General features: G+C 53.7%; 19 protein-coding genes. 17 read left to right on the top strand and 2 right to left on the bottom strand.

The annotated features are described in order from the left end of the window. Window positions 1–237 precede the first annotated feature (237 nt). The 3 genes from pseG (at window position 238) to RCAS_RS23710 (ending at window position 4,754) form a co-directional block, all read left to right on the top strand. Window positions 238–1,746, top strand: a complete 1,509-nt coding sequence (gene pseG, locus RCAS_RS23715; protein WP_012119323.1) for a UDP-2,4-diacetamido-2,4,6-trideoxy-beta-L-altropyranose hydrolase — start codon at window positions 238–240, stop codon at window positions 1,744–1,746. Next, complete coding sequence (gene pseI, locus RCAS_RS03975) at window positions 1,743–2,807, top strand: pseudaminic acid synthase (protein ID WP_012119322.1); 1,065 nt, start codon at window positions 1,743–1,745, stop codon at window positions 2,805–2,807. Before pseG ends, pseI begins: the two co-directional genes overlap by 4 nt. Window positions 2,808–3,287: 480 nt before the next feature. Further along, the gene (locus tag RCAS_RS23710) at window positions 3,288–4,754 is read left to right on the top strand and encodes an oligosaccharide flippase family protein (RefSeq protein ID WP_012119321.1); all 1,467 of its coding nucleotides are present in this window, start codon (window positions 3,288–3,290) and stop codon (window positions 4,752–4,754) included. Between the two features lie 476 nt (window positions 4,755–5,230). Here RCAS_RS23710 and RCAS_RS03965 read toward each other — a convergent pair whose 3' ends face one another. Next, entirely contained in the window at window positions 5,231–5,584 is a 354-nt protein-coding gene (locus tag RCAS_RS03965; RefSeq protein ID WP_049768788.1) for a transposase, read from the bottom strand. Between the two features lie 168 nt (window positions 5,585–5,752). Continuing rightward, the gene (locus tag RCAS_RS03960; RefSeq protein ID WP_012119320.1) at window positions 5,753–7,111 is read right to left on the bottom strand and encodes an IS701 family transposase; all 1,359 of its coding nucleotides are present in this window, start codon (window positions 7,109–7,111) and stop codon (window positions 5,753–5,755) included. 154 nt (window positions 7,112–7,265) lie between these two features. On the opposite strand from RCAS_RS03960, the gene RCAS_RS24850 reads away from it, so the two are divergent. From RCAS_RS24850 to RCAS_RS03915, 14 genes are all read left to right on the top strand, one after another. After that, entirely contained in the window at window positions 7,266–8,705 is a 1,440-nt protein-coding gene (locus tag RCAS_RS24850) for a glycosyltransferase family protein (protein ID WP_012119319.1), read from the top strand. Further along, entirely contained in the window at window positions 8,702–9,370 is a 669-nt protein-coding gene (locus RCAS_RS23705; protein ID WP_012119318.1) for a class I SAM-dependent methyltransferase, read from the top strand. Before RCAS_RS24850 ends, RCAS_RS23705 begins: the two co-directional genes overlap by 4 nt. A 3-nt stretch (window positions 9,371–9,373) precedes the next feature. Further along, the gene (locus RCAS_RS23700; RefSeq protein ID WP_012119317.1) at window positions 9,374–10,300 is read left to right on the top strand and encodes a GNAT family N-acetyltransferase; all 927 of its coding nucleotides are present in this window, start codon (window positions 9,374–9,376) and stop codon (window positions 10,298–10,300) included. Between the two features lie 28 nt (window positions 10,301–10,328). Beyond that, the gene (locus RCAS_RS23695; protein WP_012119316.1) at window positions 10,329–11,600 is read left to right on the top strand and encodes a polysaccharide deacetylase family protein; all 1,272 of its coding nucleotides are present in this window, start codon (window positions 10,329–10,331) and stop codon (window positions 11,598–11,600) included. A 103-nt stretch (window positions 11,601–11,703) separates the two neighbouring features. Beyond that, the gene (locus RCAS_RS23200) at window positions 11,704–11,958 is read left to right on the top strand and encodes a hypothetical protein (RefSeq protein WP_049768787.1); all 255 of its coding nucleotides are present in this window, start codon (window positions 11,704–11,706) and stop codon (window positions 11,956–11,958) included. Continuing rightward, a complete protein-coding gene (locus RCAS_RS03955; protein ID WP_049768786.1) occupies window positions 11,937–12,899 on the top strand; it encodes a glycosyltransferase in 963 nt (320 codons plus the stop codon). The genes RCAS_RS23200 and RCAS_RS03955 overlap by 22 nt, the downstream gene beginning before the upstream one ends. 1,399 nt (window positions 12,900–14,298) lie before the next feature. Beyond that, entirely contained in the window at window positions 14,299–16,290 is a 1,992-nt protein-coding gene (gene asnB, locus RCAS_RS03950) for an asparagine synthase (glutamine-hydrolyzing) (protein WP_012119315.1), read from the top strand. A gap of 488 nt (window positions 16,291–16,778) precedes the next feature. After that, complete coding sequence (gene mntA / locus RCAS_RS03945) at window positions 16,779–17,210, top strand: type VII toxin-antitoxin system MntA family adenylyltransferase antitoxin (protein WP_012119314.1); 432 nt, start codon at window positions 16,779–16,781, stop codon at window positions 17,208–17,210. Then, complete coding sequence (hepT, locus tag RCAS_RS03940) at window positions 17,167–17,580, top strand: type VII toxin-antitoxin system HepT family RNase toxin (protein WP_012119313.1); 414 nt, start codon at window positions 17,167–17,169, stop codon at window positions 17,578–17,580. Before mntA ends, hepT begins: the two co-directional genes overlap by 44 nt. A 785-nt stretch (window positions 17,581–18,365) precedes the next feature. Beyond that, a complete protein-coding gene (locus RCAS_RS03935) occupies window positions 18,366–19,604 on the top strand; it encodes a hypothetical protein (RefSeq protein ID WP_012119312.1) in 1,239 nt (412 codons plus the stop codon). A 248-nt stretch (window positions 19,605–19,852) separates the two neighbouring features. Next, window positions 19,853–20,884 carry a glycosyltransferase family 2 protein gene (locus RCAS_RS03930; RefSeq protein ID WP_012119311.1) on the top strand — a complete coding sequence of 344 codons (1,032 nt, stop codon included), beginning with the start codon at window positions 19,853–19,855 and terminating at the stop codon, window positions 20,882–20,884. Beyond that, entirely contained in the window at window positions 20,881–21,960 is a 1,080-nt protein-coding gene (locus RCAS_RS03925; RefSeq protein ID WP_012119310.1) for a glycosyltransferase 87 family protein, read from the top strand. The genes RCAS_RS03930 and RCAS_RS03925 overlap by 4 nt, the downstream gene beginning before the upstream one ends. Continuing rightward, complete coding sequence (locus tag RCAS_RS03920) at window positions 21,915–23,063, top strand: glycosyltransferase family 4 protein (RefSeq protein WP_198135994.1); 1,149 nt, start codon at window positions 21,915–21,917, stop codon at window positions 23,061–23,063. Before RCAS_RS03925 ends, RCAS_RS03920 begins: the two co-directional genes overlap by 46 nt. Then, on the top strand, window positions 23,050–24,126 hold the full coding sequence (locus RCAS_RS03915) for a glycosyltransferase family 2 protein (RefSeq protein WP_012119308.1): 1,077 nt from the start codon (window positions 23,050–23,052) through the stop codon (window positions 24,124–24,126). Before RCAS_RS03920 ends, RCAS_RS03915 begins: the two co-directional genes overlap by 14 nt.

Here is a 24,126-nt window from a genome sequence, read left to right as displayed (position 1 = left end):
TGGACTCGATGCAATACGAGCACATGTTTTGCAGAAAGACCCTGAATACATAATCCAAGACAATCTTCAACTCCTTAGCTACCTACCATTCGAGAGCGTTATCAACCAGTCGGAGTTCGCTTTGTCTATCTCAATGATTACGTATGTAACTGGCAGGGAACGTGTCAATATAGCATATTAATGTGTATGCTAAATCTGTCCGGCATATGTTCGCAAATTTAGTGCATAGAGCAAGCAATGATGTCCTATCTTCCTAATCTAGTTATCCGAGCCGATGCAAGCACCCGTATTGGAACCGGGCATGTTATGCGCTGTCTGGCACTTGCCCAGGCGTGGCAAGATGCTGGAGGTCAAGCAATATTTGTGATGGTAATGGATATACCGGCTCTCACCCAACGTCTTGAAACAGAGGGTATGCATGTCTTACGTATCAAAGCAGAGGCAGGGAGTCTTGATGATGCAGCTTATACCATTGACATCGCCCGTCAATTGGGTGCTGATTGGTTAGTAATAGATGGTTATCATTTTGATAGTCATTACCAATACTCAATCAAAGATGCTGGGCTAAAATTGCTGTGTATTGACGATATTAGCCACTTGAATCATTACTACGCTGATATAATATTAAATCAGAATCTGCATGCTGAGGATTTAGTGTATTCCTGTGAATCAAACACTCGTTTGCTATTGGGCACAAAATACGTACTCTTACGCCGAGAATTTCTTAGATGGCAGAAGTGGGAGCGAGAAATATCAGAAGTAACCCGTAATGTATTGGTAACAATGGGCGGAAGTGATCCAGATAATGTAACCTCAAAGGTTATTCGATCGTTAAAAGAGGTAGCTATTGATGGCATGGAAGCTAAGATTGTTTTAGGAGGGGGCAATTTACACCTTAAAGAGTTGCGATCTGTAGTCCAAGACTTAGCGTTCCCTGTTTTTTTAGAAACGAATGTAAGAAATATGCCAGAGGTAATGGCTTGGGCTGACGTAGCTGTATCAGCGGGGGGAATTACTTGTTGGGAATTAGCTTTTATGAGGTTACCTAGTCTTATAATAACATTAACAGACAATCAGCGTGCTAATAATGAAAAACTTGCAATGGTAGGTAGTTTTGTGAATTTGGGTTGGCATACTCATATATCATATAGTGAGTTGGCGAAAGAGTTTTTATCACTTTCGGCGAAGCCGGAAACTCGTGCAAAGATGGCTTCGCTCGGCAGAAATCTTGTTGATGGAGACGGGATTGAAAGAACTTTGATGCACTTAAGATGCAACGCGTTTTACTTAAGACACTTGAAGGAGAGTGATGGTCAACTGCTTTGGAAATGGGCAAATGACCCCGACGTGCGCGCTGCCTCTTTCCTATCCAATCCTGTCGAATGGGATTATCATATTCAATGGTTCCAATCAAAGCTTACTGATAATCTTTGCCAATTCTATATCGCAATAAACGATACTGGAAATTCTATTGGACAGGTACGTTATGACATCGATGATAGGGAGGCTGTAATTTCGATTAGCCTCGACAGTGCATTTCGAGGCAAAGGATATGGAACAGAGGTCATTCGAAAGTCTTCCCAGAAACTTTTCAGTAGTTCAAATGTAGAGAAAATTCATGCCTACGTTAAACCTGATAACATGGCATCCGTAAAGGCTTTCATGAAGGCCGGATTCAAGTTGTCAGGTACAACAGTTGTAAAAGGACAAGAAGCACTCCACTTTGTTCTAGCGAGGCCAAGATGAGTACTTATATTACCATTAAAGATCGCCATATAGGGAAGAGTAGTCCGGTCTACATCATCGCTGAAATTTCTGCCAATCATAACCAAGATTTTGATCAGGCGGTTCGTATTGTTCATGCTGCAAAGGATGCAGGTGCGGATGCAGTTAAACTTCAGACGTATATACCAGACACTCTTACAATCCGCTCAGACAAGGAGTGTTTTCGTATCAAGAGCGGCACTCTTTGGGACGGACGAACTCTATACGATCTCTACAGCGAAGCCTACACACCTTGGGAATGGCAACCCAAGCTTAAAACAATTGCAAATGAGATAGGTATAGACCTTTTCTCTACTGCATTTGATCCTACGGCCGTCGATTTTTTAGAAGAAATGGATGTGCCTGCACATAAAGTAGCTTCGTTCGAGATTGTGGACATTCCGCTGATCGAAAAGATGGCGCGCACAGGTAAACCCTTGATTATCTCTACCGGTATGGCCACCCTTGGCGAAATTGAGGAAGCAGTTCAATCTGCTCGCAACGCTGGCGCAACCCAGATTGCCCTGCTCAAATGTACAAGCTCCTACCCTGCTTTACCGGAAGAGATGAATTTAAGAACTATTCCGCATCTTGCAGAAGCATTTGGTGTTCCTGTTGGTATCTCAGACCATACTTTAGGCATTGCGGTGCCAATAACAGCGGTAGCGCTGGGAGCGTGTATTGTTGAGAAGCACCTTACTCTTTCAAGAGCTATTCCCGGACCAGACAGCTCCTTTTCACTAGAGCCTCATGAGTTTAGTGCAATGGTGAAAGCAATTCGTACCGTTGAAAAGGCTTTAGGAAAAGTACAGTATGGAGTAAGTGGAAGAGAGATGGGGAGCCGTGTATTTCGTCGATCACTGTTCGTGATTAAGGATATGAAAGCTGGTGAGATGTTCTCGTTGGAGAATGTGCGATCAATTCGTCCTGGTCATGGGTTGTCGCCTAAGTACTTGGATGAGATACTTGGTCGCAAGGCTGCAAAAGATATTGAGCGCGGTACACCGTTGAGTTGGGATTTGATAGATACTTATAAGTCTTGAATATTTCGGTTACGATTATGAACGGATTGGTTCTTGAGGAATTGAGGTTTTTTGATTTCAATCTTACTAACTCACCCTACACAGTGTCGAGTAAACTTGTGTATGAAAAACGGTGAGACCCTCGACCTGTACAGTGATTATTTGCTGAGCGCCTTTCGGCAAACTACGGCAAACAGCTTGTCAACTCTCTTGAATGGCGAAATCAATCCTGATCAAGTGCTATGCTTTCTGGCAAGCAGTCGCTTAAACAGAACGCTTCACTGGAGAATTCGTCCACGCAAACCGTGACGACGCCGACCAATTATTTTTTGCAGCCTTGTGTGGATACATCAAACTCGAACTGCTCGAAGGCAATGCCAAACGTGGTCACTTCGCTCTCAATTCCAAACTGTATTTTTCCGCCATTCATGCCGCTTATGCCAGGTTGCGGAAAACAAATTCTGTTTTGCTGATCGCATAAGGTAGTTCACTAATTTCATTATGAAATCAGAAATTAAAGGATTAATACTGACATCTGTCATATATGGTATAGGCGATATACTACTAAAGGCATTTAATTTTTTCCTATTGCCGATATATACACGACTATTAAATCCGTCTGATTATGGTATCCTAGCAGTGACTGGTTTTCTTTCATTTATCATGTCTATCTTTATGTCATTGAGCCTTCATAGCTTTCTTACGCCATTGTACTTCTCTACCGGCAATCATCAAGAGCGTAGAGAGAACATCGGTTCACTCTTTCTACTGTCCATTCTCGTAGGTGGAGTGATTGCTCTGTCCATTGATCAAGTAGCACGACCTTTCTTTTCACTAGTAATTCGGGATGTTCCCTTTGATCCGTATATTCGTTTGACTATTTGGACATCTTATCTTTCTACTTGGTCACGTATTCCTCTGTTGTTATTGCGAGTCCGAGAACGTAGCTTCGCCTATGTTCTTATTACGTTGTCTAGTTCGTTGTTACAAACAGTATTGTCAATTTGGTTCGTAGTCTATCTTAAGCGCGGTATTGAAGGTTTGTTAATAGCTAACCTTATCGCCACATCCGTTACATCTGTTATATGCCTGATCTCTGTATCGAGCAATATGATTCTATCACTCAAAGTGAAGATATGGAAGCATGCATTGATATTTTCTCTACCCCTAATACCTCATGAACTTTCTGGGTGGATCCTTGAGCTTTCGGACAGAGCTATTTTACAGTGGTATGTTTCGCTCGATCAGGTCGGAATATACTCATTAGCATACTCTTATGGATCGCTCATTACCTTGATCGGATATGCAATGAACATGGCTTGGGTTCCATTTTTGCACAAGACGGACTCGATTGAAGGAGAGAGAGCTTCAGAGCGTTTTTCATACATGGCAACATATTTTACTGTCACGCTCTGTTTTTTTGGATTATTTTTAGGATTGGCTGCAAAGCCAGTCATTAGCCTAATAACTACAGCACTTTTTCATGACGCGGGGGGGATCGCCCCCTTGATCGTAGCAGCACTACTATTATCGAATATTTATTACTTCCCTGTCAACTTTATATTCTTAAGAAGAAAAACCACAAAAGTCGCCTTTGCCACTGTTGTTTCATCCTTCACTAACATTATCCTAAATTTGTGGCTTATACCTGTGCATGGTGTTATAGCAGCAGCATGGACGACATTTATTAGTTATGGTGTTATGACCCTGCTAACTTGGTATTTTTCATTGAAAGTGTATCCAATCTTTTATCAATATAGGAGGTTGATGGTTGTTTTTTTGATCAGCGCATTCCTATGGGTAATTGGAGTTGTTTATCCTTGGAACAGTTTTTGGTTCGAGATAATGGGTAAGCTTGTTTTATTGGCTGCTTTTCCCGCTTTGCTGATAATTTTTGGTTTCTTTACAGAGAAGGAAAAGTCCTATTTAAGGTTAGCCCTAAGAAGCTATCCAATATTCCAACGGTAAGGGTGTCCTCGTTCACGAAGACTTGGTAAGACGGTGGACAAGAAGGCGGATCGAGGCAAGTAAAGCCAGCTTTCGGAGTAACGTGGGTTATGGTCATACGCTCGGCTCAACTAGCGGTTGCCGCTCAACCAGGCATGGGTTCACTCGGCGATCCAGCGCTTCGCCTGCACCTCAAAGCCCCATTGTCACCACAGCCGCTCAATAATCTCCAACTCACCCATGACGTCGGTCGCCATCCGCGTGCTCACGACGCCTCGATAGGTCTAGTCCGCCCACACCCTCTTCAAGCGGATGCCGCGCGCTGTGATCGCCGCAAACACCTGCGTTGCTACTCTATCGTACAGTCGTGCCAAGCAGACCACGGCGGTGATCAGCAAGTCCAGCGCGCCGGTCAGCAGATACCGCTTGCGCCCGAAGACCTTCTTAAAGCGGTCGAAACCCCGTTCTGGACCGCCAGCAACACTCCGCTCGGCGCTCTAGACGTCGATCACACCGCCTGTCGTCTCGACGCGCTCCCGCTCCTCAGCGTCACCCCAAACCCGCAGGCGCAACACGTCGTTTATCTTCACCAGAGTGCCTTTCTCGACCCACTTCTGCAAGGAGGAGCGGACTGTGCTCTTAGGCGGAAACAAACGCGGCAGCAACCCCCACCAGCAGCCGCGCTTCAGCTTGGAGCGCAAGCCGTTGAGCACTGCTCGCAAGTCTGCCCGCTGCCTCGATTCGGTCTCGGTCTGCACCTCGACATACGAGCGGATCAGATCCTGCCGCTCATCGGTCAGATTGGTTGGGGAGTGCTCGGAGTGGACAACGGTGCTCGTCAGTGCTACCATCTCAGCGTCTCTCTTGGTCAGACTGTCGGCCTTAGCAAACTCAGTCTACCGCTGGTGAGGGAGGTTTCCTGTATGAGAGTGTTCTGCTTGCGCTCTTGTTCTGGTCTCTTGACTCCATCGTTTGAATATTGAAGAGTCTCTAAGCTCGACTTTATCCATCTGTGCCGCTCACGCAGCATAGGCGAGCGCATCAGTCAGGCGAACAAGTAACGACTTCGGGATTTTGACCATGTCGGCTTCCGCAGGCGACATCCAAGAAATGGTGACCGGCCAGAGCTGCTTGCGGACGAAGGCCAGTGTGTCGCTGAAGGTCGGCAGCGCCTTGGTGTACCAGGCCGCCTGCCTCACGGGCAACTCGCCTGCTTGGAGTAGGTGATGGGCGAACAGCGTCACGAGCGAGAACAACCCCAACAGCACCGGTGTCGTACGCAGGATCGCCAGGTCCGACCACTGGCGCTGGGTCTCGATGCCCAAGTGTGCTCGCGCTTCCTCGAACGTGACCTCCACCTGCCAGCGCATCACGAACCACTCCACACTCTCCTTGGGGGTAGCCGCCGGGTTCGTGCTCAGCAGCGCCTGGGCCTCAAACTTCCCATCGGGGTCGGTAATGAGCACCCAGCGAATGCTCACCGGCGGCAAGCCACTGTGATACCAGACCGCCGTTGCCGATGCCAGCCGCACCGTTCGCGTCGTTCCGCCATACCAACGCACGCTCGTGTGCTGCCAGTCTGTGGTCGGGTCGCTGCGCCGCTGCTCCAGGGTCGGCTGCCGTGCGCCTTTCTTGCGCGGCCGACCGGGTCGCCCTGCTGGGTGCACGTACGCCGTGTCGTACAAGGCCGCATCCAAGCGCAAGCGCGTGACCACGGTAACGGGGTTGGGCAAGCCCTGGCAGGCGGCAAGCAGTTCGAGCGCGGCGTAGCTGCTGTCGGCCACAACGACCAGCACGCGCTCGGGCAGCCACTGACGGACTTGGAAGATGATCTGACGCGCCCAGTCGGTGAGCTGTTTGTGGCGCTTGCCGAGCTCCTGATGGCAGCGCTCGGAGGGCGCCAGGACGGTCAGAAAGGGCAAGGCCCAAACACGCTGGGCCCAAGGGATGGGGGCGAGCAGCATCAGACACAACCAGCGCAGGCCGCTGGTCTTGACGAAGAACGAGCGCGACGAGCGGACAGGGTCGCGGTAGATCCCCTTGGCCTTGATCTTGGCCCCGCGCCGGCGCTCGATATGGTCGTCGAGGCCGAGCACGATAGCCGTATCGGACGGAACGAAGGCGTCGACGAGCAGGCGCAGCAGGATGCGGCTGGCGGCGTAGGGCGACCAGACGGCGCGGTTGAGGACGCGATGGCAGTTCTGGAATTGCGCATCGTCGCTCAGCCCCATCACCCGCAGCGCCGAAGTGACCGTGCGCTTGCCGGGGGCCAGGATGGCGCCGATGAGCAGTATCTTCGCCCATTCCCATACACGCTCGCTAAACAGCAACTCGAACTTGCGGAGGACCGGTATAATCGCTCGTGGCAGGTTGCGCATGGCTGGCCCCTTCGTGGTAGTTGGGTTCTAGCCAAGCGTACCCTGCCTCCCGTTTTTCGTCTACCGAATGGATAAAGTCGAGCTAAGGATCGGTAGGTGTGCTGCAAGATGATATTAACATAGATTGGAACCTAATCAACCAGGGAGGAACATTGTGAAACCACAACAGGGTCCGTTTTGTCCGGATCTTAAGCACCAATTTGCAAAGGCCAACCAAAGGCTCGTTGAGATGGAGGAAAAATATGATCTATTGCACTTTCAAATAGATGGATGGTGCGTCTGGCCGTTATTGAGATTCTCAGTTGGTAGTTTACTCTACGGTTTTGAGTATTCACATAGTACGGCTAGATATAGTTACTTTGACTTGGCATCCGCAGCAGCTGTCGATTTGTATAAGATATTGACAGCAAGCAGTAGAGAGGTGGTAGTTAGAGCATATGACTCAAACCGCTCCGAAAAAAGGGGAGAGAAGTTCATAGATATCTTTTTTGACGACCTTTTGGTTCATACAGGAAGTTACTTCAAAATCGAGATTTTATCTAACCCCATATTCTCAGAAGCGAGGAAAGCGGCATTGGTTAAGGCTGATATGACTTCAACACTCTTCGGTTTTATAGCAAAATTACTTTCAAAAACCATTTCTTCGCAAGAGATACATAAGATATCCAGAGAAATATCGATAGTCCTCTCAAAAAAAGAAGGTTTAGAGAATTTCAAGCAAGAATATATATATACAGTGATTAATAATTTTATCTGGTCGTATAGGTTGTATAGATGGTTATTTCGGAAGATACGACCAAGATACCTGCTTATTGTAAATCCGTATGGCGACCACGCGGTTGTCGCTGCTGCGAGATCAATGGATGTCGAAGTTATAGAGTTTCAACATGGTTATATTGTGCCCTGGCATGTCGGATATTCTTGGCCAAAATATGCAAGAAACTACAAAAAGCATATGCCTATTCCAGATAAAATATTTTTGTACGGCGAATACTGGCGTCAGTTCCTAATTACCGATGGTTTCTGGGATGAGTCTGAGTTGATCGTCGTGGGAAGCCTACGCATGGATTATCATCGTCAAACCAATCTATCTCGTCCAAAAGGCACCGTACGCCTCCTATGGACAACACAACCGATCGCTGTAGATAAATCTATAGATTTTATGGTTAAATTCCTTGAAGAGTATACTGGAACTACTCCTCTCGAGATTTATATCAAGCTACATCCAGGAGAAACTAGCAAAGCAAAGTATGAAGATGCTTTTAAGTCCTTCAAATTTGTAAAAGTATTAAACAGTACAGAAATGCCATCCGTATTTGATATTTTGCGGTCGTCGCATATACATGTAAGTCTTTCCTCCACTTGTCACTTTGAAGCACTTGCTTTGGGTATTCCAACCGTTGTTCTTCCTGTGGAGGGTCATGAACACGTTACGCCTCTCAAGGAGTTTTCGGGTGCTTTTCTTGCCGAAAACCCTCGAGATTTAGTAGAAATAATAAATAATCTCGAAAACATAACAATTTCTTCCAGTACAAGTCACTTACTTTTCGCCAATGATTCATTGAATAATATTAAAAAGGAGATCGGTCTATGATAAATCCGAAGAGATGGAAGTCTTTTTGGGATGTTCAGGTAACGCCTCTCCATTATGGTGATACAGAGGAGTGGTATCGAAAGTTTGCCGAAGAGATTAATGCTTTGATCGATACAGCAGGATATGCGGGAGGACCAGTTTTGGAAAGTGGTTGCGGTAATGGAGCGCTTTTTAAGTATCTTCTCATTAACAAATCCGAGTATGTCGGAGTAGACTTTTCGAAACGAATGCTTCAGATATTTCGATCTAGGTTTTCAGATGTCAACTTGATATGCGCTGATGCAGCTGTTTTTTATGTTAATCGTCACTTTGAACTTATATTTAGTAACGGGGTAGTCCAGTATTTTAACCACGCTATGATTCAGAGGTATGTGCATAATTCCTTCCATATGTTGAAGAAAGGCGGAGTTTTGTTGATTGCGAACGTTCCTTGGAAAGATCTGAGATCAGGCTATGTTTCGGGCACCCTATACCAAGAACCAGTAGTTGACAGTAGGCATAGGTTTACTAGAAACTTACTATCTCTTCTTAAGGGTGATGGTCTCGGTTATTGGTACAATCCGCAAGATTTTTTTGGTTTTTCACGCCTAGGTTTTAGGGTAACCCTCTTTGGATCGTTATATCATCCATACAGGTTCTCAATATCCCTCAAAAAGGAGTTCTAGCTTATGTGGATATTCCACCAGGCTTGGTGGCTAGATGCAGTAGCACCAAATTCATGGGGTGAAATAACCGTTGAACAAGGAGGAAAGATACAAGCACGGCTTCCATATGTCATTAAGCAAAAGTATGGCCTAAAGATTATTACCATGCCCCCATTGACTCCATTTTTGGGTCCTTGGATACGAAACGCTAAAGGAAAGTATGTAAACCGGCTTTCGGTTGAAAAAGAACTAATAGGCGAGTTATTTGAGCGTATTCCGCAATTTGACCTATTTCTTCAGAATTTCCATCATTCAGTTACAAATTGGCAACCACTGTACTGGAAAGAATTTCAACAAACAACACACTACACGTATCTCATTCCTGATCTTACTAATCTGGACAAGGTCTGGGAAAACTTAAAAGAGAGCGCAAGGCGTGAGATTCGCAAGGCTACCTATCGCTTTAACTTGATGGTGCGCACAGATCTGAACATTGATGATTTTCTTGATCTTCATATTCGAACATTCCGTCGTCAAGGAAAGGAACTTCCCTATCCAGTTTCGCTAGTACAGCGATTAGATGAAACCTGCCTAAAATACAATACTCGAAAGATTTTCATTGCTGAAGATGTCCAGGGACGAAGACATGCCGGTGTTTACATTGTTTGGGATGAGGATAGCGCATACTATTTGATGGGAGGTGGTGATCCTGAACTACGTAGCAGTGGTGCTACGAGCTTGTGTATGTGGGAAGCTATAAAGTTTGCTTCTACTGTAACTAAGAGTTTTGATTTTGAGGGTTCTATGATAGAGCCAATTGAGAGATTCTTTCGATCATTTGGTGCCTATCAAACTCCATATTTTCAAGTAATGAAGTACAACTCACTACCCCTAAAAATATACGCTGATGTTCGTTCGTGGACAAAAATTTTGCTTAGACGAAAATCCTGATTTTTAAAGCACGCAGGAGTATTTGTAAATGGACTGCGAATCAAAGTCTCCTTCCGCTACGACCTATGCACAACGCCATATCGACTGCGTCCTCGGAATTCGCGGGATTCGGCTTGACGCTTCACTTGAGTACACTATCTTTCGAGAAATTTCCCGCTTGCCCGAAGCTGAGACAAAAGTTCGCGATCAGTGGGGTAATTGGGAGTGGACCTTCTCAGATGCACAGCGCGAAGGAAAACTGTATCGGCCCTGGCTAGATGAACCGCTGGCTGAACTACGACACCGTCTCATGCAAGAACACCCTGAATGGCCGTGGGAACCGCTTTGGCCTGATGGACACTCTTTTGCGCTTTGTCTGACCCATGATGTAGATATTATTTCTCAGTATCCTACATTTGGTTCCTTGTTTAGAAATTTTTCTCGAATATATCGATGTGATGAAAGAAGATTGGAACTTGTGTATCAATTGACAGGTACCCTCTTTTTGATAAGGCCATTTCGTAGTGCTAAGGATCCTCTCTGGCACTACGAAGACTGGTTAAAACTTGAGGATCGATTTAGGTTTCGTTCAACGTTTTTTTTCTTTCCTTATCGCCTTATTAAGCCGGCATCCGTAGATGCGAACTATCATCCCAACGAAAAAATTGTTTTTGCGGAACGAGCAATGACTGTAGGACAGATGATGCAAGTTATCCACCACTCTGGATGGGAAATAGGGCTTCATGGGAGCTACCACTCGGCTACTGAACCTAACATTCTAAAGTACGAGCGTCAACAGATTGAGTCGATCCTCAATGACAACATTGTTAGTGTAAGACAACACTGGCTCCACTATGATGTGCATCAAACACCACGCTTACAGTTAGAGGCAGGGCTGCGCTGTGACTCTACCCAAGGATTCAACCGATCTATTGGTTTTCGCGCAGGTACGTCCTTTCCGTACTGGTGTTGGGATCATTCAACAAAATCCGAACTTTCAATCCTCGAAATACCTCAACATATTATGGACGGCGCTCTTTTCACAACAAACGCTTTGGAATATGATGTTGAACTGGCAGTGCTTCATTGCATTCAGTTAATGGATCGTGTTGCTCAAGTAGGTGGTTGTTTGACACTAAGCTGGCATCCTAACTATCTCAATGATGAGAAGTGGTGGTTCGTCTATCAGACTCTCCTTGAAGAAGGGAAGCGGCGAAACGCTTGGGGATGCACAGCAGGTCAACTTTACGCATGGTGGACCCAACGTGAGAAGCGTCTTCAGTGGGCGCCATTGTCTGCGAAGGATGCATCCCTTCTGTGAAGACCTTGTGTAGATGCACCTGCTGACATTTTGGCGAAGAAGCGTTTTTACGAAACATTGAGACAATCTACAACGAAATATGGTCAAAATCATGATGAGTAGAATGCAAACATCCCGCCCAACCATCTGCATTATCTCCTTCTCCCCGATTGCCCGCGATGCGCGTGTGTTGCGACAGATAGACCATCTGACGCCGCACTATGATCTGGTAGTGCTGGGGTATGGCGCGCCACCGAAGCGCTGGCGGAACGCCGACAGCGTGCGCTGGTTTTCCGTTGATCCACCGCGCTGGTATGAAATGCAACACCTTAAGGCGCTGCTGGTGGCAGGGAGGGTGTGGCAGCCTTCTACGTGTTAGAACTCTGGTACTGGCTGCAACGTCTTTATCGCCAGGCATTCGAGCAGTTGCGGCAGATCCGCGCGGACCTGGTCTTTGCCAACGATTGGTCGGCGCTGCCGCTAGGATGGCGACTGGCGGCCCGCTGGAATACGCCAATGATCCTCGACCTGCACGAGTATGCGCCGCTCGAATGGGAAGAACAGTGGAAATGGCGGTTATTCGCCGCGCCGATGACCGTCTACTTTCTGCGTCACTACGCGGTTCACGCCGCTGCAACGCTGACCGTCGCGCCGGAGATTGCACAACGGTACGGCGAGGAGTTCGGGTTCCTGCCCACGGTCGTGTTGAATGCGCCGGAGTATGTCGCGCTTGAGGATCACGCGGTCGATCCCCACACCGTGCGCCTGATCCACCATGGCGGCGCTCTTCGCGCCCGCAATCTGGAGCTCATGATCGATACTATCCGGCTCTGTGATCGGCGCTACCATCTCTCGTTCATGCTCGTCGGCGATGAGGGGTACATTCGACGCCTGCACGCCTATGCCGACCGCGTCGCGCCAGGGCGGGTCACGTTTCTCGACCCCGTCGCACCCGATCAGATTGTGCCAAAGATTGCATCGTTTGATATAGGAATCTTTTTGCTTCAACCAACAAACTACAACTATAGCATCGCGCTGCCCAACAAACTGTTCGATTTCATCCACGCCGGTCTGGCGGTCTGTGTCGGTCCGTCCCCCGGTATGGCGGCATTTGTCCGCGAGTGGCGGTGCGGTGTGGTCGCGCCGTCGTTCGATCCGGCGGAGGTCGCTGCGACATTGAACCGCCTTGGGGTCGATGAGATCCGGGCGATGCGCCAGGCTGCGCGCGTCGCTGCCGCCGCGATCAATGCGTCCACCGAAATGACGAAGGTTGTGGAATTGTGCAACCGGTTACTCCGGCGCGCGCAGGCGGCGAGGTGAGGGTGAGGCGAGAGGTGAGAGGCGAAAGGCGAGCGGCAAGAGGCGAGCGGCAAGAGGTAAGAGGCGAGGCGCGAGGCGCGAGGCGCCCGACCATGGCGTAGCGCGAGATTTATCTCGCATTTGTGGCGCGGGGTGTGAGGCGCGCGAGGCGCGAGGCAAGGGCGTAGCGCGAGATTTATCTCGCATTTGTGGCGAGGTGCGAGGCGCGAGGCGAGAGGCGAGAGGGGCCCGACCATGGCGTAGCGCGAGATTTATCTCGCATTTGTGGCGAGGCGCGAGGGGCCCGACAATGGCGTAGCGCGAGATTTATCTCGCATTTGTGGCGAGGCAAGAGGCGCGAGGCGCGAGGCGCCCGACCATGGCGTAGCGCGAGATGTATCTCGCATTTGTGGCGAGGCGCGAGGCGCCCGACCATGGCGTAGCGCGAGATTTATCTCGCATTTGTGGCGCGGGGTGTGAGGCGCGCGAGGCGCGAGGCAAGGGCGTAGCGCGAGATTTATCTCGCATTTGTGGCGAGGTGCGAGGCGCGAGGCGCGAGGCGCGAGGCGCCCGACCATGGCGTAGCGCGAGATTTATCTCGCATTTGTGGCGAGGCAAGAGGCGCCCGACCATGGCGTAGCGCGAGATTTATCTCGCATTTGTGGCGAGGCGCGAGGCGCCCGACCATGGCGTAGCGCGAGATTTATCTCGCATTTGTGGCGAGGCAAGAGGCGCCCGACCATGGCGTAGCGCGAGATTTATCTCGCATTTGTGGCGAGGCAAGAGGCGCGAGGCGCGAGGCGCGAGGCGCGAGGTGCCCGACCATGGCGTAGCGCGAGATTTATCTCGCATTTGTGGCAAGGCGCGAGGCGCCCGACCATGGCGTAGCGCGAGATTTATCTCGCATTTGTGGCGAGGCGCGAGGCGCCCGACCATGGCGTAGCGCGAGATTTATCTCGCATTTGTGGCGAGGCGCGAGGGGCCCGACCATGGCGTAGCGCGAGATTTATCTCGCATTTGTGGCGAGGCAAGAGGCGCGAGGCGCGAGGGGCCCGACCATGGCGTAGCGCGAGATTTATCTCGCATTTGTGGCGAGGCGCGAGGCGCCCGACCATGGCGTAGCGCGAGATTTATCTCGCATTTGTGGCGAGGCGCGAGGCGCCCGACCATGGCGTAGCGCGAGATTTATCTCGCATTTGTGGCGAGGCGCGAGCGGCGAGAGGTGAGCGGCGAGAGGTGAGCGGCGAGCGGCAAGAGGCGAGAGATGAGAGGTGAAAGGTGAGAGGTGAGAGGTGAAAGGTGCATACTCCCTACTCCCTACTCCCTGACCTGTTCTCAGTTCCTGGTTCTTGGTTCTTGGTTCTCAGTTCTTGGTTCTTCCAGGAAAAGACATGTGCGGCATCTACTTCCAGGAAAAGACATGTGCGGCATCTATGGCATCTGGCATCGTGATGGTCAACCGGTCGATCTGATGGCGCTGCGCACGGCAACGAGCCGCCTGCGCCATCGTGGACCGGACGATGAGGGGTATCTGCTGGCGAACCCTGCGCTGGGCGCGTGTACGCCTTATGCTGGCGCAGAGACCGACCGGCGGTTGGGCTTGCCGCCGCTTGATCACGCAGGCGGTAAACAGGACAGCCTGGCGTTCGGATTTCGCCGCCTGGCAATCCTCGACCTGTCGCCCGCCGGACATCAACCGATGGCGAGCGCCGACGAACGCTTCTGGATCGTGTTCAACGGCGAGATCTACAACTACATCGAACTGCGCGAGGAATTGCAGCGCCTCGGGCGCCGCTTCCGCAGTGGGAGCGATACTGAGGTCATTCTTGCGGCATATGCGCAATGGGGCGCGGCTTGTCTGGATCGACTGAACGGCATGTGGGCATTTGCGATCTGGGATCGTGAGCGGCGCACATTGTTCCTGGCGCGTGATCGCTTCGGCATCAAGCCGCTCTACTACGCTGCAACCGGGCAAACCTTCGCCTTCGCCTCGGAAATCAAAGCGCTGGTCGGTCCCCATGCGCTGCCGTTCGAGCCAGAACCGCTTGCGGTCTATCAATTTCTCGCGGATGGGCGCTTGCCAAGCCCGCAGCGTGGCGCGACCTTCTTCGTCGGCGTGCGCGCACTGCCGCCGGGTCACTGCTTGCGCATCGAGGCGGATTCCGCCATTACGCCGCAACGCTACTACGACGTAGCGCTGCCGGACAATCATCATCAACCACCTTCAATGAACGACATCATTGATGCATACCGCGATCTCTTCATCGACTCTGTGCGACTCGAACTACGCTCGGATGTCGCTGTCGGCACCTGTCTGAGTGGCGGAGTCGACTCATCGTCGATTGTTTGTGCAGTAAATCGTCTCATGCGGCAGGATGGTCTTTCGGCAGCGCAGATCGGCGAGCGCCAGAAAACGTTCAGCGCAGTGTACGAGAGCGACGGGCGCTACAACGAACGACGGCACATCGAACGGGTGCTGCGCTCCACCGCCGCCGATGGTCACTTTGTGATCCCGACAGTCGAGCGCCTGAATGCTGATCTTGAGCGACTGGCATGGCACCAGGACGAGCCGTTCCAGTCGACCAGCATTTTTGCGCAATGGTGTGTGATGGGGCTAGCGCGCGAACGCGGTGTGACGGTGCTGCTCGACGGGCAGGGCGCTGATGAGTTGCTGGCAGGGTACCGACCATATGCCCGCTATCTGGGCGATCTGTTGCGCCATGGGCGTGGTACGACGTTTGCCAGGGAGATGCTGCTGATCAGCGCGCGCAGCGGTCAATCTGTGCTTCCACTCTTGCGGAATGCGCTGATCTTTACCCTGCCTGCGCCCGCCATCGAACTGGCGTATGCCGGACGGCAGATGCTGCGCGCGCCGTCTCCCGTGGTACGCGCCGACTTTGCGGCTGCGTGCCGTCGCGCTGCGCTGGCGGATATTCCATCGTGGTGCGAACAGACATCACTGGATCGCCACCTGCGTGACGCCATTATGGAGAGCAGCCTGCCGCACCTGCTGCGCTACGAAGACCGTAATTCGATGGCGTTCAGTATCGAGTCGCGCGTTCCATTCCTTGATCACCGACTGGTCGAGTTCGTCTTTCAGCAGGCGCCACATCTGCGCATCCGCCACGGATGGACGAAATGGGTCCACCGGCAGGCAATGGACGGGTTGCTCCCCGACGCCATTGCCTGGCGCAGCGACAAGGTTGGTTTCGAGACGCCGGAAGTCGCTTGGCAACGCGACCTGCTGGCAGCACGACCCGATCTGTTCGCCGATGGCGCTGCCTGTGGCGTGTATCTCGATCTGCCGGCCGTGCGTCGGGCTGTGGAGGAGTGGTGCGCACGCGGTGGCGACACGCGCCGGGTATGGCGTTGGATCAGCCTGGAGATATGGTTGCGGGTGTGGGGACGTTGAAGGGTGCAGGTATAGGACGAGGGTAGAGGCGCCCCCCTGTGGCGCCCGACGACAATCCCCAACGGAGGGGAGCCCCCCTGTGAGCGCCCGTACTGCCCCCCGTGGGCGTCCGTCAGGAGTTGCAGGCTACAGGTTGAATGCGGGAAGGGTTGAAAACGCACCCGAACTCTTGAGGTCTGTCCCAGCGACCCTGTGCCATCGTTGTCCACCGCTGGCAGTGTAGCGCCTGCCCGTCGCAAGGACTCAACCTGAATTTCAGAAGGGCAGGAGCGCGGGAAGCCCTTTGAGCCGCTGGCAAAAGCCCGCGCTCAGTACGTGGAAGCCCCAGAGGGGCTTTCGTGACCTCAGCGAGGGCTTCAGCCCGCAGCGTTCCGGCAGTTCCTGACGCATCATGCCTGCCCTCCCTGCTCAAGGGAATCCGTCCCACCTCAGCGATCCAGGCTGTATAATGAATGCACAAGACGTCAAGAGCATCCGAGGTCGCTGTGATGTTCCTCAACCTGGAACGGTTGCCTGACATCTTCAAGAAATACCCGGACATCCATGCGGTCTACCTGTTCGGGTCGGCAGTTACAGGCAGGTTGCACGCCGAGAGCGACCTCGATCTGGCGATTGTGCCGCGACCGGGCGCCGGTGAACTGCCCCGACTCGACATCCTGACCGATCTGGCGCGCGCCGGGTTCTGCCGCGTCGATCTGGTCATCCTCGATACGAACGATATCGTGCTGAAACATGAGGTTGTGCGTCATAACCAGGTCATCTATCAGACGGAAGACTTTGACCGGGGAGCCTATTTTTCCAGAATAGCGCGCCAGTTTCTGGACTTTCGACCGTACCTGGATGTCCAGCGCCGGGCATATAAACAGAGGATTGTGCATGGTCAGGCCCGACGTGATCCGCAAGAGACTAGAGAAGCTTGATGAGTATCTGGCTATCCTCCGCCAGTTGCAACGATATTCGTGTGATGAATTTGTCGCCAACCCCGAACGGTACGGGAGTGCAAAGCGTTTTCTTCAACTGGCGATTGATTCGCTCAATGATGTGGGGAATCACGTCGTTGCAGAGGCAGGTTTGGGAACTGTCGATTGGTATAGCGACATCCCTCATCGATTGCGTGAGGCGGGTTTGATCGACTCATCCCAAGAAGAAACCTGGATCAGAATGATTGGGTTACGCAATATCCTTGTGCATGACTATCTGAAGATCGACCGAACTATTGTTTTCCGTGTTCTGCAAGAAAATCTCGGTGATCTGGAAGGGTTCAAGCAGGTCTTTGCGCAATTTCTGTGACCGATGTTCTCACCTCCGTGATACCTCCGCTGTGTTCCGACCGACATCGAGCGTTCCGTTGCAGCACTCGCGCGCGCCTATGGATGCGCGTAACCCCATCCGATAACAGATTTGTACGCAGATCGATGCAATTCTGCGACTCATGTAGGCGCGCAAAAAGGCTATACTGAAGCCAGGCACGTCGGTGTCCTCTGATGACAGAACGTGTGTTTAGAAGCGATGAACAGGACAACGATTCGGTTCCAGGATGAAGCGCTGCGCCTCCCGGCGACCGTGTGATACCAATGACGCTTGAAGATGCCGCATGCTGGTCATGCCGAGCGCAGCGACGAGTCATGCCGAGCGCAGCGACGAGTCATGCCGAGCGCAGCGACGGGTCATGCCGAGCGCAGCGACGGGTCATGCCGAGCGCAGCGACGGGTCATGCCGAGCGCAGCGACGGGTCATGCCGAGCGCAGCGACGGGTCATGCCGAGCGCAGCGACGAGTCATGCCGAGCGCAGCGACGGGTCATGCCGAGCGCAGCGCGGAATCGGCGCGGGACGCGCCAGACCCCTCGCTTTGCTCGGGGTGACCGTGCTGGATGGTCGTCCATTGAAGATGCCGCCTTCGTGTCATTCCGAGCGCAGCGACTTGTCATTCCGAGCGCAGCGAGGAATCTAACCGCGCGCAGCGAGGAATCGAAGCGGGTCGCGCACGACCCCTCGCGCTGCTCGGGGTGACCATGCCGGATGGTCACAGGTCATTGGTATGACAGGTTCAACACCCAGGAGCGGGATAACCCCGATGGCGATCACGACGAACGCCAGTATCGATCAATCCGCTGCTCGAACGTCTGCAACCGCATGGCGCTGGGCGCTGCGGCTGTACGCCGGTTATAGCGCCCTCTTCATCCTCTGGAATGCCTGGGTCTCGTCTGTTTATCCGAAATGGGTGGAAGAAGCGTCTGTCGCTGTCTGGTTCCCATCGGCGCCGGTGGGGACGTGGTTGGAGCGGGTGGTACTCCTTCCGCTTTTGCGCTATGATGTCCTCTGGTATGTTGGCATCGCACAGCACGGCTATGGTCATCGTCCTGGCGACACGGCGTTTCATCCGCTCTATCCGTTGCTCATCGGCGTGTTGGGGCGGTTCCTGGGTGGAGCGTATCTGCTCGCGGCGTGGTTGATCGCGCAGGTCTGCTGCGTGGCGCTGCTGGCGATGCTCTATCGCCTGGTGACGCTCGATGATGACGATGCCACAGCGCAACGCACAACGCTGTTCCTGATCGGTAGTCCGCTCGGTTTTTCGTTTCTGCTGCCCTACACCGAGTCGCTGCTGTTGTTGAGCATCGTGGCGGCGTGGTACGCCGGTCGGAAGGGACGCTGGTGGCTCGCGGGAGCGGCCGGCGGCGCAGCGGCGCTCACCAAGCAACCGGGGGTGGTGGTGGTGGCGCCGCTTCTCTGGGAACTCTGGCAACAATATCGCGTGACCGTCCGCACCATGGGCGCACGCGCGCTGATCAGACCGCTGGCCGGTCTGTCGCTCACGCCGCTGGCGCTGCTGGGATGGATCGTCTACCGCGCAACACTCGGCGATGTTGCATTTTCCTGGCGCGAACCGGGCACGCTCGTCAGCGCATTGCTGGTCACGCCATCATATGCCGATGTCTGGGGCGAAACCTTCAGTTGGCCCTGGGTCAATTTCGGCTATGCGCTCAACCAGTTGCGTGAACACCCCTACTTCTATCTGCTGCTCAATCTGATGGTCATGCTGATTATGCTGGCGCTGACGCTGGCATCCGCCGCGCGGGTGCGGCGCAGTTATGCGATCTACAGCCTGGCGCTGGCAGCAATGAACCTGGCGATTGTCTACCCGCTCTGGCCCTACATGGGGATCATTCGGCGGTTTACCATCATCTTCCCGATGTTCATTCAACTGGCGCGCTGGGGGCGATCTCCGGCGGTGCTGTGGCTGACGCTGACATGCAATGCGATCCTGTGGACGCTGATCGCGTCGATGTATGTGCGGAATGCGTTTGTACCGTGAACGTTGAACATTACACGTTGAATGTTGAACGTTCCCGACTCTTGAGGTCTTCACAGGCATTCGCCCTCGCCATCGCATGTGACCGGCGAGATGATTCCTGACCGTGAACACAGATCGACCTTACGGGTCTTCGAGGGTGGGAGTATGACGAACAGGCAGAGACGTTGCAGTGCATCCTCTCCACGCAGGCGGAAACGTAAAGGCGTTGCGGTGCAACGCCTCAGACGTTATGAGACAAGGCAACGTCTATGGGCATAACGACAACTCACAAACCACATACAGAAACGGTGCACCAGTGGGACGGCGCATCCGCGCCCTATCTCTCAGTCGTTGTGCCGGTGTACAACGAAGAAGAAACCATCCCGCACCTCTACCGACGACTGACGACCGAACTGGAACACCTTGGCCTGCCGTATGAGATCATCGCCGTCGATGATGGCAGCAGCGACCGGAGTTTTGCGCTGTTGCGCGACCTGGCACGCGCCGACCGGCGACTGCGAGTGGTGCGCTTCCGCCGCAATTTCGGACAGACCGCCGCGTTCTCCGCAGGGTTTGACCGGGCACAAGGCGAGGTGGTGGTGACGATCGACGCTGATTTGCAGAACGATCCGGCGGATATCGGCGCACTGCTGGCGAAGATCGAGGAAGGGTACGATGTGGTGAGTGGCTGGCGCGCGCATCGCCAGGACCCGTTTCTCAACCGACGATTGCCGTCGATCATTGCCAACCGTCTGATCTCATGGGCGACCGGCGTCCGGCTCCACGATTATGGGTGCTCGTTGAAAGCCTATCGCCTGGAAGTCGTGCGCGGCATTCGTCTGTATGGCGAACTGCACCGCTTCATTCCGGCTATCGCCAGCTGGCAGGGAGTGACGGTGACCGAGCTGCCGGTGCGTCACGCGCCGCGGCGGTTCGGCAGGTCGAAGTACGGCATCAGCCGCACCCTGCGCGTCCTGCTCGACCTGGTGACGGTGCGGTTTTTGCTCAGTTACGGCACCCGACCGATGCACATCTTCGGGTTGCTCGGTCTGTTGGCGGGGGGGTTGGGTATGCTGATCGGCGCATATCTGACCTGGATCAAACTGGCGTATGGCGCCGCCATCTCCGACCGACCACTCCTGCTGCTCGCCGTGCTGCTGATTGTTCTGGGGGTACAGTTCATGAGCCTGGGGCTGATCGGCGAACTGGTGGTGCGCACCTATTATGAGGCGCAAGCCAAACCGATCTACGTCGTGCGCGAAGAAGTCGACGGTGAGACGTGGCGAGGCAGTCAACAGTGAGACCTGGCGGAACGCAAGCCGGTTTTGTTCTGGCGCGATGGCAACCATGGACCGTTATCGTTGCGGGCGCCGTTCTCATTGCCGTGATCCACCATGCGTATGCCACGGCGTACACCAGCCCTGATCTTCAGGTCTGGTGGATGGCAGCGCGTCTGTGGCTGGAAGGCATCGACCCCTACGGACCAATCGGTGATCACATGTTGGGAACCGGATCGGGCTTTGCGTATCCCTTTCCAGCCGTGCTCCTATGCCTCCCGCTTACACCGTTGCCGCTGGCGTGGGCATCGACCGTGTGGGCGCTGATGAGCCTGGCGGTAGTTGGTGCGCTGCCGTTCGCGCTCCGCGACCATCCTGTTCCCTGGATGCCCACCGTCATGCTGGCATATTTTCCGCTATGGGCGTCACTGGAGGAGGGTCAGTGGGGCACAATGCTGCTTATGTGGACGGCGCTCAGTCTCTATTGGCTGCGCACAGAGCGCTGGCTCCCATCTGGCGTGGTTGCATCACTGGCTTTACTCAAACCGAATGTGGGGATTGCACTTCTGGCAGGTATCGTTGCATATGCGCTGTGCGTCCACGCGCCCCGTCGCTGGTGGAACGGGCTAGGAATTGGCTTACTGATCTTTTGGGCAGGCACACAAGCGCTGGCGCCGGGCTGGCCAATAGCCTGGCTGGAGCAATTGCGCGCCTATGACGCCGAAGATCAGAATCGGATCGATGCAGTGTCGATGACAGGAGCGCTGGCCGGAATGATGGTGATGATCTGCACGTTCATTGCATGGCGTCGTCGCAATGTCAGGCTCGTGCTCGCCGGAATTGTCACGGTCGTGCTGTTGCTGTTGCCGACACGCAGTTTTTACAACCATGTTGTGCTCCTGCTGCCGATTGCGCTGCTGCCGCCAAGAGTGGCTGCGCCGGTTGCGCTGCTGAGTTGGGGTGTGCTGGCGTTACCGACTCTCAGTACAGACATCGTGTTTACTCGCGCATTCGCGCTCTACCTGCCGCTATCAATCGGGCTGGCAGCGACAATATGGCAGACGCACGAGCAGGAGGCTGGCCCGTTGTGCGCATCCTGACGCTCAATTATGAGTACCCGCCGCTTGGCGGCGGCGCCAGCCCGGTGACGCGCGCGTTGTGTGAGCATCTCGCCGCAGTCGGGCACGAGGTCGATGTCGTGACGATGGGGTATCAGCATCTGCCGCAGTTTGAGATATCCGGCAGGGTGCGCGTCATCCGCGTCCCGGCGTTGCGTCGCTCGATGGTGCGCGCCGAAACCCCTGAACTGCTGAGTTACATCGCTTCGGCGCTGCTGCCAACGCTGGCGCTCACACAGCGCCGGCGCTACAATGTGGTGCATGCCCATTTCATCGTGCCAACCGGCATCCTCGCGGCTGCGGTTCGTCGCGTCAGCGGGTTGCCGCTCGTGATTACTGCGCACGGGTCGGATGTGCCGGGATACAACCCGGATCGCTTCACCCGCGGGCACCGATTGATCGCTCCCGTCTGGCGCGTCGTTGCGCACAGCGCCGATGTGATCGTTTCACCATCTCATTACCTGCGCGCGCTGATACAGCGCACATGCGAGCGACCGGTCGAGGTGATTCCCTACGGCTTCGACCCGCCTCCTGTTCGCATCAGCAAACGAAAACGACGCATCCTGTTCGTCAGCCGATTGTTTCCACGCAAAGGCGCGCACTACCTGCTCGAAGCGCTGGCGGGATTGCCGCTCGACGGGTGGGAGATCACGATTGCGGGTGATGGACCGATGCTGGAGGCATTACAGGCGCAGGCGCAGCACCTCGGTCTTTCCGTCGACTGGCGTGGGTTCATCAAGGGCGCGCCGCTCGACGAGTTGTATGCCAGCAGCGCCATTTTCGTCTTCCCCTCGACGAACGACAACTTTCCGGTGGTGCTGCTCGAAGCGCTGGCCGGCGGGTGCGCCGTGATCACCACGAATATCAGCGGCATGCCGGAGGTCGTGGGAGATGCGGGCATCCTGGTTCCGCCGCAAGACGTGCCTGCGTTACGCGATGCAATCCGGCGACTGATGAACGATGACGATCTGCGCGCCGACCTAAGCGCGCGGGCGCGCGCGCGGATCGCCCATTTTGCCTGGGACAATGTGATACGGCGGTATCTGGAGGTGTATCAAGGGGCGGGAGTTTATGGAAACGTTTGATCCTGGCGTCACCATTGTGTTGATTACCTACAATTCCGCTGCATACGTTCGGGAATGTTTACAATCGGTTCGTTGTGCAGCGCCTGAAGTGCATGTCCTGATTGTGGATAATGCTTCGACGGACAACACGGTTGAGATTGTGCGGCGCGATTTTCCTGAGTGTACGTTGGTGCCGCTTCCCCAGAATATTGGACACAGCGCCGCGTGCAATCTAGCGCTCCAGCGTGCCAAAACCGCCTGGGTACTGTTTCTTGATCACGACACGACGACACCTGTCGGCTGGCTTGAACCACTCCTCGCCATCGCAGCAGCCACGTGGCCCGACGTCGGAATGGTTGGCTCGCGCGCCGTACTCGTCGAACAAGGGCGCATTCATCACGATGGCGGATATGCCCATTATGTCGGTCATATGACCTTGCGAAACGGCTTTGCGCCTCTGGCAGATGTTGCCTGTGACACAACACCGGTTGAAGTAGGAGCGCAAGCAAGTACGTCGCTTCTGGTACATCGAGAACGCGCACTTGCGGTAGGGGGATTCGATCCGCGTTTTTTTATCTATCTGAATGATTTCGATCTTTCACTCCGCATGCGATTACGCGGTTGGCGATGCTACGTTGCGCCAGAGTCGGTCGTCTACCACCGTCAGGGCAACCCAGAGACCAGTTGGCGCGGCAGCGGCGACTATCCAGAACGACGCGCGTATCTGATCTATCGCAATCGCTGGATGCTGATCGCCAGAATGTACGCACTCCGAACGCTCATGGTATGCCTGCCAGCGCTTGTCGTCTATGAAATGGCGCTGGCGGCGATAGCGCTGCGCAAGGGATGGCGGCGCGCATATTGGCGCGCTTTTCGTGATGTTGTGCGCCTCTGGCCCGCGTTGCGCTTCCACCGCAGCCGCATCCAGTCTTCACGCAGGATTTCCGACCGTGAATTGCTTTCGGCTTACGGCTTTTCGTATGTTCCGGGCTTGCTCCGACATCCAGCTGAGCAAGCGATACAGCAGGTGTTCGAGCGAGCATTCGCTGCATACTGGCGCCTCGTCCAACCGCTTTTGGAGTGA

The organism is Roseiflexus castenholzii DSM 13941 (genome assembly GCF_000017805.1).
Taxonomy (GTDB): Bacteria; Chloroflexota; Chloroflexia; order Chloroflexales; family Roseiflexaceae; genus Roseiflexus; species Roseiflexus castenholzii.
The sequence above is the reverse complement of the archived record's forward strand: the minus strand, read 5'-3'. Positions and strand labels throughout refer to the sequence as shown.